The following is a 13,531-nucleotide window of genomic DNA, read 5'->3' as shown; positions in this document are numbered from 1 at the left end:
CTAGGGCCTGTACGCAAACTTCAAGAATATGATCAAATCTGTTAAATTAAAGATATGAGACGACGATACGATTTAACCGATGAGGAATGGAATGCCATCGAATCTTTCTTGCCACCGACTCGAAAAACTCAGGGAGGACGTCCACCTAAAGACCGAAGACACCGACTGAATGCCGTTCTTTGGGTCGCTCGTACCGGAGCAGCTTGGCGAGATTTACCGGATTATTATGGGCCTTGGTCTTCGGCTTATAGTTTCTTTTGGCGATTGCAGAAATCGGGAACGTGGGACAAAATCTTGGAACATGTCGCGATTGAACCGGACTTCGAACAAATGATGCTCGATACGACGATTGTGCGCGTTCACCAGCATGGAACAGGCGCAAAAGGGGGCAGCACAAGCAAGCGATCGGAAGATCAAGAGGCGGATTGACAACCAAAATCCATGCAGTCGTCGATGCGCTGGGCAATCCGCTCAAGTTCGAACTGACGCCTGGACAAGCTCATGACTCGGTCAAAGGATACGAAATGCTATCTCAGTTCGACCTGTCAAACCGTGAGGTTTTAGCCGATCGAGCTTACGATACCGATGCGATTCGAACTCTTTTAAGGGAACAAAATGCAGTCGCTGTAATTCCCAGCAAGAAGAATCGCCGAGTGCAGCACGTCTATGACCGTACGGTATATAAAGAACGTCATCTGGTCGAATGCTTTTTCAACAAAATGAAAAACTACCGACGCCTGGCCACTCGTTACGACAAGACAGCGAGCATGTTCAAGGCTTTTTTGGCTTTGATTTCGATTCGAATCTGGCTTAAATAGGTTTGCGTACACGCCCTAAAAGGTATGCAAAAAGAACTTTTGGGCAAAGTTACTTCGCCCGAATCACGATCTTGCCGACCGCATGGTGAGTTTCACTTTTCTTATGTGCGTCCCGTACGCCCTGCTCATTCAACCAATAGGTTGAATCGATGATTGGCTTAAGTTTGCCCTGATTAGCGAGCTCGGCCAGTTTCTCCAGTTGATCGCCTTTTGGCTCCATCATGAAATGGGCGGTATGAATCCCCAAATCTTTCGCCAAATGCTCGTCCGGCTTCTCCAATACCGAAACCAGATGGCCGCCGGGCTTCAGCACCTTGAAGCTCTTATGCTGAATATCTCCGCCCATCGTATCCAGCACCATATCGTAATCCGAGAGCACCTCGGAAAAATCTTCTTCTTCATAATTGATAAAACGATCCACGCCCAATGTTTTCAGCAGTTCTTCGTTTTTTCCACTTGCCGTCGACGCGACTTCGGCTCCTAAGTACTTGGCAATCTGAATCGCCATCGAACCGACTCCACCGGCTCCCGCATGGATCAGAACTTTATCGCCTTCTTTGACTTTGCCGTGATCGACCAGCGCCTGCCACGCCGTTTGACCCGCCAGAGGAACCGCCGCCGCTTCCTCGTAACTGAGATTGTCGGGCTTCTTCGCAACTACGTCCGCATCTACCGCCACGTACTGCGCATAAGTTCCGAATACGCGCGGCCGTGCAAATACCGGATCGCGAGGCTTGAAGCGGCTGACGTTATCGCCGACTTCCTTGACGATGCCCGCCACATCTCCGCCTAGAATCAATGGAAAAGGCCTGGCAGCGTCTCTCATCGCCCCTTCACGAATCTTGGTATCTACAGGATTGACCGATGTAGCATACAGTTTGATCAGGACCTGGTTCGCATCGATCTTCGGTTCGGGTACATTTTGCTCAAGCAGCTTGTCAGTTCCACCAAACTCTTCAATCACGATTGCTTTCAAATCTATCCTCACCTTTCTGTAGCAGGTTGGTCTTGCTTCCAATGCTATTACCCTGGACATCCCCCGCAGACCCGGACAACGAAGAAAAACCCTCCTTCCGAAACGGAAAAAGGGTTCGATCGGACTTGTTTCAGTGCTGTCAAGCCGCAAACGGCGTTCGCGGGCACCGGGCCGGAAGCCGAATCGCCGAGTGAAGACGAACTTTAAGCCGCCTGGAAAGGAGACTCGGCTCAGCTTGGAAAAGGATCAGCCACGTTTGCGCTCCAGCACGCGAATGTCATACGGCGCCAGCGCAAGCTCCGACCCGACCTGCTCTCCGCTCTCCAAATTGCGGTAGACCCGGCCGTCCAGCGGGATCGTTACGCTCTCCGGCGTGTAGTTCTGCACAAACACGAAGTCGCTCTCGCCGTTCGTGCGCAGATGCGCCGACGTGCCGGCCGGCAGCTTCGCGTCCAGCGTCCGAACGACGCCAGCATGCCGTACCAGCGCAGCATAGAAGTCGTCATGGAACGTGCCGCCCGTGCGGGCAGCCAAATAATAGGCTTCGCCCTTACCGAAGCGATTCACGGTCAGCGCCGGTCTTCCCGCGTAGAAGTCGGAAGCGTACTCGCCCAGACTCTCCGCGCCTTCCAGATGGATCAAGTCGCACAGCTCGGCGATTTCGTATTCGCCGGACATCCCCAGATCCCCGGCTCCGTTCAGACGCAGACCGTTCCGGTCGCGGTCATGCAGCCCTTCAAGCTCTTCCGACCAGATCCCGAGGACTTTGCGCAGCGGTCCCGGGAATCCGCCAAGGAAGCACAAATCGGTCTCGTTTACGATGCCCGACCAGTACGTGACTACCAGCATGCCGCCGTTTTCAACAAAGCGTTCCATACGCTCGCCTACGCCTTCGCGAACCATGTACAGCATCGGCGCGACAATCAGCTTGTATGTGGAGAAGTCGGCGTCCATGTTGATCACGTCCGTCGGCACGCCCAGCTTCCACAGCGCTTCATGATGGTTCTGCACCGTTTCCTCGTACTTCACGCCCATGTTGCGGGGTCCCTGCGAATCGTTGACCGCCCAGCGGTTTTCCCAATCGAAAATGACGGCTGCTTCCGCAGGCACGGAAGTTCCGACAATCCGATCCATGCCTTGGAGGGCACTGCCCACATCCGTGACGTCTTTGAACACACGCGTATGCTCATGGCCGACATGATCGACAACCGCGCCGTGCAGCTTCTCGCTCGACCCGCGGCTTTTGCGCCACTGGAAGTACTGAACGCTGTCGGAACCGTGCGCCACAGCCTGCAGCGACGACAAGAGATGCATACCCGGACGCTTCAGCTTGCTTACGTCCTGCCAGTTGGTCAGACTCGGGGTACTCTCCATAAGCAGAAAAGGCCGTCCTCTCTTGATCGAACGCACAATATCGTGCATCATGGCGATTTTTGCCGCTTGGTTGGAATCCTCATCTGCGTCGTGCCAGGTCGGGTAGCTGTCCCATGACAGGAAATCGAGTACATCCGCGAATTTCCAATAATCCAAGCCTTCGAAAAACTCCATGAAGTTGGTTGTGACAGGAAGGTCGGGATTGACCGCCTTCAGCGGCGCCGTTTCGTGACGGATAAAATCGACCGTGCGCTGCGTAACGAAGCGGCGCCAATCCAGATTCATCGCGTGCACCTGCTTTTCGCCATGCGGCGCGGGCGATTCCACCTGCGACCAGTCCGTCACCGTGTGGCTCCAGAACGTCGTCCACCAAGCATGATTCAGCTCGTCCAATGTGCCGTACTTGTTCCGCACGAAGCGGCGGAACTCCGCTTGGCACAGTTCGCAGTGGCAGTCGCCGCCGAATTCGTTGGAAATATGCCAGCCGATGACGGCCGGATGATCGGAGTAGCGCTCCGCCAGCTTTGTATTGATTATCCGGGTCTTCTCGCGGTATACCGGCGATGTCGGGCAGTGATTATGCCGGAAGCCGAACAGATTGCGGACGCGGTTCTCTTCGGTTCTCAGCACTTCCGGGTACTTCTGCGCCATCCAGGCGGGACGCGCCGCGCTCGGCGTCGCAAGCAGGGCATAGATACCGTTCGCCGCAAAGCGGTCCAATACCTGATCGAGCCAATCGAATGTGAATACACCTTCTTCTGGCTCCAGCATGGCCCACGAGAAAATGCCGACGGACATGACATTGCATTTCGCCAGCTTCATCAAGCGAATGTCTTCTTCCAGCACTTCCGGGTAGCGGAGCCACTGCTCCGGGTTATAGTCGGCTCCGTGCAGCATGTGAGGAACTTTGCCGCTCACGGGCGGGTAAACGTAGGTCAATTGTTTCACTCTCCTTTTTTGTAGGAAGCTTGGTTGGCATCGCTGCCGAAAACCGATTCCCTCCGATTGTATAAGATAAGCCGAATGCGGGGAATCGCTTTTCAAAGGCGACCGCAGATTCTCCACCCGGAAACGCCTCCGGTACGCATATCTCTATCCTTTTGTGCAGCCGGCTCAGCCTTTCACCGAGCCTACCGTCATGCCTTTGACAAAGTATTTTTGGAGAAACGGATAGACGATCAGGATCGGCGCGCTGCCGATGAAGATCTGCGCTGCCTTGACCGTCGTCTGCGAGATCATTTCCATTTCCTTCGGATCGACGCTCATGGAACTCATGTCCTGCTGGATGATAACCGTCTGCAGGAAAGTCGCGAGCGGAAAATCTTTGGCATTGTTCAGATACAGCAGGCCGTCGAACCAGGAGTTCCAATGGAATACCATGCTGAACAGCGCCACGGTCGCGATCGAAGGCATGGAGATCGGCAGGAAAATGCTGAACAGCGTCCGGAAATGACCCGCTCCGTCGATCAACGCCGCTTCTTCCAGCTCTTTCGGAATGCCGCGGAAGAAGTTTAGCATCAGGATGACGAGGAACGTATTGACCGCGCCGGGCAGAACAAGCACCCAGAACGTATTGATCAGCCCCAGCTTTTGGATCACGATGTAAAAGGGAACCAGCCCGCCGTTGAAGATCATGCTGAACACAAAAATCCAAGAATAGACGTTGCGGCCTCGGAATACGCTGTTTTCCTTGGACAGGGCATAAGCCGCCAGGAACGTAATAAACAGCGTGATTGCCGTACCGACTACGGTGCGCAGCACCGATACCCAGAGCGAGTGCAGGAACAGCGGATTGGCGGCCGTCTTCTTGTACGCTTCAAGCGAGAAGCCGACCGGCCACAGGCTGACCAGATTTGCGTCCGCGGCTGACTTGGCGCTGAGCGAAACGGCCAGCACATGAATCAGCGGAATGATACACAGGACGGCCAGGAAGACCAGAAAACAGATGTTGAACACGTTGAAAATGCGGTAGCCTGTCGTTTTATAATACATGGAAACCCCTCTTTCAAGCCGCGCGGCGGCGCGGCCGTCGAATTAGAAAATGCGATATCCGGCCCATTTGTAAGCGAGACGGTACGAGATCAGGATCAGGATCATGCTGATGATCGATTTGAATAATCCGATTGCCGTGCCGAAGCCCATTTCGCCGTTCAGGATTGCCGTCCGGTAAACGAACGTGTCGATGATGTCGCCTTTTTCATACACGAGCGGGTTGTACAGGTTGAAGATTTGGTCGAAACCGGCGTTCAGCACGTTGCCGAGCGCGAGCGTGCCGACGACCATCAGAATCGGAATCAGCGACGGGACCGTAATGTGCAGCGTCTGCTTCAGGCGGGTCGCGCCGTCGATCTCCGCGGCTTCGTACTGCGAAGGGTCGATGCTCGCGAGCGCCGCCAGGAAGATGATCGTGCTGTAGCCGAACTCCTTCCAGATATCCGACAGGATTACCGTGAAGCGGAACCAATCGTTGTCGCCCAGGAAGAAGTAAGGGCCGAGGCCGAAGACTCCAAGGAATCGGTTGACCAGACCTCCTGTGGCAAGCAAATCGATCAGAATGCCCCCCAGAATGACCCAGGACAGAAAATGCGGCAGGTAGACAAGTGTCTGGACGCCGCGCTGCAGCGCCGTTTTGCGAATCTCGTTCAGCAAAATCGCGAACGCGAACGGAACAATTAGGTTGAAGATCAGTTTCAGTACGGCGATAAACAGCGTATTCCAGATTACCTGCACGCTGTCTTCGCGTTCGAACAGGTAGCGGAAATTGTCCAATCCTACCCATGGAGAGCCGCCGATGCCGAGCCACGGCTTGTAATCCTGAAAGGCCATCACGATCCCGCCCATCGGGATGTAGCTGAATACGATCAGGAAGATCATCGCCGGCAGCAGCATCAGGTGAAAAGGCCAGGTTTTTCTCAAATTTTTCAAACGGAACGCCTCCTTCGACTAAAAAAGGGCATGGGAAAACAAAGGCCGCAGGACAATCCCCGCCGCCTTCGATTTCCGTATTTGCCGCAGAATCCCGGATCCCCTCGCTCCGTCCGCAACCCGCCGTCTGGTGGCGCGGATCGGAATCCGGGAATCTTCGCTTACTTTTTAACTTGGTCGTACCAGTCGTTGACTTCCTGCGTAATTTGATCGCCGCCGCCCGCTTTCCAGGTGCTGACGAACTCGTCGAACGCGTCTGCCGGTTTTTTGCCGTAAATGATTTCGTTGAACGTTTGATTTTCCATTTTGTTCAAGTAATCCAGTTTCGTTTTCATCGTTTCGGTCGTCGGACCCGTGAACATGTTTTTGTACGAAATATCATCCTGTGCAAGCAGAACTTCGGCCGCCTCCGGCGTCTCCGGACCGTAATTGACTGCCACGTCTTTTTCCAGCTTGGTCTTTGGCTCGTTGCCCTCGGCCAAACTCTGGAGCGCCTTCATCTGTGCATCCGGAATGCGTGCCCCGTCGCGAACGAGCAGGTAGCGGACGCTGTTGACGTATCCGCCGTCGATATCGTCGATCGGCAGCTGCTTGCCTTCGGCATCCAATTGATAATCGTATCCTTCGAAGAGGCCGTTATCGTAAGGGCTGCCTGGTTCAGGATTCGCATAGTTGTCGAACAGGTAGTTCTGGTACGTGAAGAAGGCTTCCGGATGTTCCATGCCTTTTTTGATCAGTGTGACGCCGTTGGTGAATGCAGTGCCGTGGCGCATCGCTTCGCCGTCGGGACCGGTCGGAATTTCGATCGGCTTCCATACGGCGTTCGGCGCGTTTTTGACCGTGTCTTTAAGCGGCCATCCGCTCATCCAATAAGGCCCCGGAATAATGCCGGCTGTACCGGCAAACGCAGGCTCCGCCGTTTTATTCTCATCCCACAGCGCCGCCTCCTGCGGAATATAGCCTTTTTGCAGCCATTCCCCGAGCTTCTGCAGGCCTTCCTTCATGCCCGGTTGAATCGAGCCGTAGACCAGCTTGCCGTCTTCCCCGACGTTCCACTGCTGAGGCAGCGTTCCGTAAGCGCCGAAGATCCAGGACGGATCGCCCATCCATGTATTCATCGAAGTTTTGAATCCGATGCTGAGCGGGATGACTTTATCCGGTGCAAGGCCGTCGGGATTCTGATTTTTGAATGCGTCCATGACGGTCTCGAGTTCGTCGATCGTCTTCGGCGCTTTCAAGTTGAGCTTGTCCAGCCAGTCCTGGCGGATCCAGAGCACATAATCGTGGTTATACGCGTAGTCCAGAACGGGAATGCCCATGCGCTTGCCGTCCCGCATATAGGCGTTCCAGACGTTCGGATCTTGATTCATCGCTTCTTTCCAAGTGTCGGACGCGTATTCGTCGAACAGCGGGCCGACTTCCTCGTACATGCCCGAGTCGATCAGATCCTGGGCAATCTGGTTGTCGGCCGTGCCGATCGTCAGAATGTCCGGCATGTCCTGCCCCGACGACATCGCCAAGCGCAGCTTGGTGCCGAACGCGCCGTTCGTGTCGGTTACCGACCACAGCGACTTGATGTCGATGCCGAACTGCTCCTTCGCCCATTTGGTCGCGACGCTGTTTTCGATCGTCTCGCCGTTTTTGAATTTCAGTTCAGGGTCGATTCCCCATGCCGTCGAGATCGTGACCGGCGGATCGTATTTTTCTTTGTATGCGTTTTCAACTCTTGGCGCAGCGCTTGTCGAACCTTCTTCCGTCTTGCTTCCGGAGCAGCCTGCGAGCGTACTTGCCAGCATTACGCCGGCAGCCATCAGCGGCAGCCATCTTTTGCTGGATTTCGCCTTCATGTCGTTTCCCCCTCGTGTGTTCTTCCCTGCCTCTTTATTATAGAATCCGTCGGCTGCACTTCCTATGTCGCGTTTGCAACATTCCTGCACCTTTTGCAACCAAGGCGGCCAAAACGCGAATCAGCCGACCGGGAATCGAGCCTTTCCCGTCGGCTGAGCGCTTCAACCCGACTCTCTAAATTCATTAGGCGTCATGCCGTATTGTTTTTTGAACATCTTGCTGAAGTATTGGGGGTTCTGATAACCCAGCTCGCTAGTAATCTCATAGATCTTCTTGGAGGAATGCTTCAGCAGATGGGCGGCGCGTTCCATGCGCATGCGAATGATATAATCGCCGAGAGCTTCGCCGGTTTCGGCTTTGTAGATCTTCGACAGATACACCGGGTGCAGGTAGACCTGGTCGGCCAGCGTTTTGACCGACAGGTCGCTGTCGAGTCCCGCGCCGACCAACTGGCGTACCCGGCTGATAACCTTGCTCCGGCCTTCGCCGCCGCCCTGCGACATCTGTTCGGCGAAGCCTTCCAGCAGACGAAGAGCCCAGCTCCGCAGCCGACTCGGGTGCTGTACGAGTCCGCGGGCCAGCACGGGATCGAAGCCTTCTTCGCCGCCGATCTCGCCGATCGGCTGGCCTTCGCGGTGCGACATGAACAGGAATCCGTTCGTGATCCACAAATAGATCTCGTACATGGGAGGCCCAGCCAGTCCCGCCTTTTCTGCAGCGTCGAACACGCCTTCCATCTTCGTTCTTGCTTCGTTCCATTGATGCGATTCCAGCAGATGCAGCAGCGTCGGCGGCGCATACATGCGTTCGGCTACACCGCCCCGTCCTTCTCCGGCGGTGTGCCGAACGGCACCCACCGACACGGAATCGTAAACGGTACGTCCTTCTCCGCCGGCGGCATACAGCGAGCCTAGCGTCTTGCGGTAAGCCGCGCCCGGGCCGATGCCTCCCAGCTCGAATACGCTGGAGAGCGCCAGCGAAATCTCTCCCTTTAAATAGAGACGGATATGCTCCCGCAGCGTATCCAGCCGCCGGTCTGCTCCCCGCGCCGTCTCTTCCAGACCGCTTGTTCCTCCGTCTTCGCCCGGCTGCAGCATTAAGACAAGGCAGCCATGCGGACCACTGCCGTGCCAAAGCGGCTGGCCGCGCAGCACCTCCTCCGCGATATTTCCGGCCGCGAAGTCCATCAACTCGAGCGACTGCGCATCCATCGCCGCAAATCGCCCTTCCAGCTTTGCCAACAGCATCAGCGTCGGCGCTCCCGCACGCAGCGGCAGCTCGTACGCGCGCAGCTGTTCGTCCAGCGCCTGGCCGCCCAGTTCCCGGCCGAGCATCAGCTCGTGCAGCAGGTTTTCGCGCAGCACTTTGTAATCCGACTTACGGCTGTAGAGCAGCCTATGTACCTTGTCGAACTCGTCCCACTCTTCCCGCAGCGAATCGATCGCTTCGGATACGGCCGCGACAAATTCGTCATCGTCCACCGGCTTGAGCACGTAATCGCTAGCTCTCAGCTGAATCGCCTTTTTCGCATAGGCAAAGTCGCTGTGTCCGGTCAGCAGGATGCAGCGTACGCCCGGCCAGCGCCGTCCGATCTCTTCGATCAGCTGCAGGCCGTCCATGCCGGGCATCCGGATGTCGGTTACGACCAGATCAACCGCCTCCTCTTCCATAATAGCCAGCGCCTCCGCGCCGGAAGCGGCGCGGCGAACCGCGCTTACCCCGATCTCCTCCCAAGGAATCGTCAGCTCCAGACTCTCCGTCACATAGGTCTCATCGTCGACGAGCAGCACTTCGATCATTCCGCTCTCTCCTTCCCTCGATTGCTTTTATACCGACTGCCGCCATTCGGCTCCTTTATCGCCTTCCGCAGCTTCCGGCTTTCCTTCGTTCCAGTTCAGCGTCACGGCCAGGCCGCCTAACGTCGATTCCGACGTGCGCACCCCGGCTTCGCGTCCGCAGCGCAGCTGCAGCCGTTGGTTCACGTTCCATAATCCGCATCCCGTCTCCTCGCTCATAGGTTCAGCCAACCGGCGTTCCAGCCGTGTTCTTCCTGCCGGATCCAATCCCCTCCCGTTGTCTTCGACCGTCAGCGACACTCCGCCGTTCTCAAGCGATCCGAAAATCCGGATCAATCCCGCTTCGGCCTGCGGCTCGATTCCATGGATTACGGCATTTTCGACAAGCGGCTGCAGAATAAGAGGCGGTACGTACAAATTCAGCATGTCCTCCGGCAGTTCGATCATGTAATCCAGCCGGTTCATGCGCATTTTCTGGATCTCCAGATAATGCCGCACGAACTCCGTTTCTTCCCGCAGCGGCACCAATTCCCTCTCCTGCCGGGTCGTATAGCGGTAGTAACGCGATAAGCTGTGCGACATCGCCACGACGGCATCCATGCGTCCGAGCTTGGCCATGCTGGTCACGAATGACAGGCAGTTATAGAAAAAATGCGGATTGATCTGCGACTGCAACTGCTTCAATCGGGCTTCCTTAACATGCAGCTGCTCCAGATAGACGTGTTCGAACAAATTCTGGATTTGTCCGACCATCTGGTTGAATCGTTCGGACAGGAAGCTGAATTCGTTCTTTCCCTTCGGCCTGATGCGTACCGAATATTCTTCCTGCTCCAGCCGCTGAAACCCCCGGATCAGCTGGCGGATCGGAATTTGTACCTGCACGTAAAGCAGATAGGCCGCGACCGATCCCATCACGAGTAGAGTGAGAATCGACGAGTAGAACAGCAGGTTCGATTTGCGAATCGGCGTCAGCATGTCGGCCATCGGCATGTAATCGATCAAATACCAGCCCGTCTCTTTGGAGAGGGCGATGCTGACCATATAAGGCTCGCCGTCCAGCCCTACCGTCAGGTTGTCGCTGTCTGGCAGCGGCGAAGCGTTAAGGTTCTCCAGCAGCCGACCGGTCAAATCGCGATCCGACGTCCGGTTGTAGATGACGCCCATATCCTGCCTGTAGTAAAAAGGATCGTGCCGCCCGTCGGTCTTGAACTTGTCCAGCATATTCTGGATATTGCGGCTGTCGAATTCGAGCTCGATGATCGTTTCCGCATTCAGCGCCGGATCGGCAATGCCGTAGGGCGCCACCGTAAACCACGAAAACCGAAAAATGTCCTCGTCTCCGTCCTTGTCCCTGCGAACCTGCCAGCCCGGCTTGATCTCTTCCTGCAGGGCGGTGGGATCGTAAGACCGGGCATCATTTTCGAAAATAACCCGTCCGAGCGACGGCGAATACAAGGACAGCCGGCTTTGCCAGTTCGACGAGCTCTCCTGAATACTCAACTTGTTCTGAATCCGTTTGACCAGGTTGATCTCGTCCAAATTAAAGTATCCTCCGTTGACGTACAGCTTCCGGAAGCTTTCGATATCTGGGTCGTGAATGAGCAAATTGGGCCACGAGGACAGCATTTCGATATCGGTATTGACCTGACTTTGAAAAAAACCAAGCTGGTTGCTGTTCGATTCGCCCAACTCCTGCTTTAACACTTCGGTTGTCGTTTTATTGGAGTAGCCGTACAGCAGCGCGACCGGAATCCACATCAAGATCAGAATCAGAATCATTTTCGTAAAAAGGTTTGTTCGGGGCATCGGAGTTTCCTCCCTCTCGGTTGAGTGCTTGGCTGCCGCCGCAAAAGACGACAAAGCAAGCTCACTTATTGTAAGCGGTAACAACATTGTCGGCAATAGCAGGATTGCAACATTTCGGGCATTTTGGCAGCGAAAAAGACTCCCCTAAGGGAGTCTTCAAGCTACTGCGTCTCGATAAGCATTTTTTATCCTTCGGAATCGTCCTGCGCTTTCGAATCAAATCTTGAATTTCGCGATCAGCTTGCTGAGCTCCACGGCCATCGCGTTCAGGTCTTCCGAAGAAGAAGAAACGCTGTCCAGCGATTCGCGCTGAATTTGCGACGCCTGAGTAACTTCGATAGCGCTTCCGGCCGAATCTTTCGCAATCCCTGCCAGCTCGGACACCGAAGCGGATACTTCTTCGGAGCTTGCGGACATCTGCTCCGTAACAGCCGACATATCTTCAGTCTGCGTCGATACGCCGTCAATGGCCTTTTCAATGCGGCGGAATGCATCACCGGTCTGCTGCGACAGTTCCAAACCGGTTTGTACTTCCCGGATGCCTTCTTCCATCAGGACGACGGCTTCGTCGGTATCTTTGATCATAAGTCCGAGAATTCCCGAAATCTGACCTGCAGACTGAGCCGACTGATCTGCCAGCTTGCGTACTTCTTCGGCAACGACCGCGAACCCTTTGCCGTGCTCCCCGGCTCTTGCCGCCTCGATTGCGGCATTCAGTGCCAAGAGATTCGTTTGGGAAGCAATGCCGGAGATCAGCTCCGCAATGCCTTCAACTTCGCGGGAACGTTCCTGAAGCTGACGAATGCGTTTTGAAGAACGTCCGACCGAAGCGCTGATCGCCGACATCTGATCGCTAACACGGCCGATCGATGTTCCGCCGACTCCCACTTCCTCTTTCATATCCGAAGCCGATTCCGAGACCTGCTGGGCTGCAAGAGCGATCTCGTGAATAGCGCGGGTCATCTCTTCCATAATTCTGGCTGTTTCCTGCGCTGCAGTTTCCTGTGTCTGAGCACCGCGGCTTACTCGCTCTGCAGTCTCAAGCACTCCATCCTGAATACGTACATTCTGCTCGACTCCGCTCTTCAAAGCAGCCGAAGATTCTGCTGCCTGCTGGGCACGATGCTGCACCCCGGAAATTACATTCTTGAGTTCATGGGACATTGCAGCAAATTGACGATTTAGATCGCCGAAGTCATCTTTACGCTCCGTATGAAGTTCAACGTTTAGATCACCTTCGCTCATTTGTTTGATCGCTTTGAACAAATCACGAACCGGCCTCATCATACGGCGCATCAGAATAAATTGAATCATCAGGACAAATGCCGCGCATACTGCCAGAACCAGCAGAGACGTCTGCAAAATTTGCGATGTGTTGGCTGCGATATCCGTTGCACTAATATCCAGTCCCAGAACGGCAATTACCTTGCCGGAATCATCGGTTACGGGCTCTAGCACGCTGACCCAAGTTCCATAAACATCGGTATAGACCTCCGTATTAGCCGGTGTATTCTGTTCAACCACATGCTTAAGAGCTTTCTGCATCATGGGCGGATTCTCATACATGCTGCCCGGCAGCATACCGTCTTCGATGAGATGCTTCGGCGTGCCAACAACCTGCTGGGCATTGCCTTCCATTTCGGCACTGAATACATAGGCCTGCGCTACGTTCGGATTCAGGTCGGATACTTCGCTAAGCAGAGCAGTCAGTTCGAGGCCGACTTTGTTGTCCGGCTTTGGATCTGCCGCCGCTTCAATAATCAATTCCGCGCTGATTTTCTCCTTGATATAGTTGGCGAATCCAGAGTATTGATGGCGTACACTGTCCAGTGCCATTTTTTGCTGCATTTTTACCGTAATGCCGGTCAGCATGCCACCAACGAGAAGAACTCCGATTGTGATCATCAGCATATTTTTTACAAAAAAGGTAAGTCTGAATCTTCTTTTCATTTTTGCTTGCCCCTTTTATTTTGGCTTCTTGTTGTCTT

9 protein-coding genes are annotated in these 13,531 nt (G+C 54.9%); 1 reads left to right on the top strand and 8 read right to left on the bottom strand.

The annotated features are described in order from the left end of the window. Window positions 1–54: 54 nt before the first annotated feature. Window positions 55–818, top strand: a protein-coding gene (locus F456_RS25140) for an IS5 family transposase (RefSeq protein WP_425314159.1) whose coding sequence is annotated in 2 segments (ribosomal slippage) — window positions 55–394 and window positions 394–818 — 765 coding nt in all. Because the reading frame shifts where the segments join, the coding sequence is not laid out codon by codon here. Window positions 819–867: 49 nt separating this feature from the next. On the opposite strand, the gene F456_RS0117390 is transcribed toward F456_RS25140, so the two are convergent. From F456_RS0117390 to F456_RS0117355, 8 genes are all read right to left on the bottom strand, one after another. After that, window positions 868–1,794 (bottom strand): NADP-dependent oxidoreductase, encoded by a 927-nt coding sequence (locus F456_RS0117390; RefSeq protein ID WP_018978332.1) that lies wholly within the window; start codon window positions 1,792–1,794, stop codon window positions 868–870. A 246-nt stretch (window positions 1,795–2,040) separates the two neighbouring features. After that, window positions 2,041–4,107 carry a beta-galactosidase gene (locus tag F456_RS0117385; RefSeq protein WP_018978331.1) on the bottom strand — a complete coding sequence of 689 codons (2,067 nt, stop codon included), beginning with the start codon at window positions 4,105–4,107 and terminating at the stop codon, window positions 2,041–2,043. Between the two features lie 174 nt (window positions 4,108–4,281). Further along, window positions 4,282–5,160 carry a carbohydrate ABC transporter permease gene (locus F456_RS0117380; protein WP_018978330.1) on the bottom strand — a complete coding sequence of 293 codons (879 nt, stop codon included), beginning with the start codon at window positions 5,158–5,160 and terminating at the stop codon, window positions 4,282–4,284. 42 nt (window positions 5,161–5,202) lie between these two features. Then, window positions 5,203–6,057 (bottom strand): ABC transporter permease, encoded by an 855-nt coding sequence (locus F456_RS0117375; protein ID WP_373290956.1) that lies wholly within the window; start codon window positions 6,055–6,057, stop codon window positions 5,203–5,205. 197 nt (window positions 6,058–6,254) lie between these two features. Then, a complete protein-coding gene (locus F456_RS0117370) occupies window positions 6,255–7,940 on the bottom strand; it encodes a type 2 periplasmic-binding domain-containing protein (RefSeq protein WP_018978328.1) in 1,686 nt (561 codons plus the stop codon). A gap of 162 nt (window positions 7,941–8,102) precedes the next feature. Next, window positions 8,103–9,740, bottom strand: a complete 1,638-nt coding sequence (locus F456_RS0117365) for a response regulator (RefSeq protein WP_018978327.1) — start codon at window positions 9,738–9,740, stop codon at window positions 8,103–8,105. Between the two features lie 27 nt (window positions 9,741–9,767). Beyond that, on the bottom strand, window positions 9,768–11,543 hold the full coding sequence (locus F456_RS0117360; RefSeq protein ID WP_018978326.1) for a sensor histidine kinase: 1,776 nt from the start codon (window positions 11,541–11,543) through the stop codon (window positions 9,768–9,770). A 216-nt stretch (window positions 11,544–11,759) separates the two neighbouring features. Beyond that, entirely contained in the window at window positions 11,760–13,493 is a 1,734-nt protein-coding gene (locus F456_RS0117355; protein ID WP_018978325.1) for a methyl-accepting chemotaxis protein, read from the bottom strand. Window positions 13,494–13,531 lie beyond the last annotated feature (38 nt).

The organism is Saccharibacillus kuerlensis DSM 22868 (assembly GCF_000378145.1).
Lineage (GTDB): Bacteria > Bacillota > Bacilli > Paenibacillales > Paenibacillaceae > Saccharibacillus > Saccharibacillus kuerlensis.
Note: the sequence above shows the minus strand (reverse complement) of the source record. Positions and strands in the feature narration are given on the sequence as shown.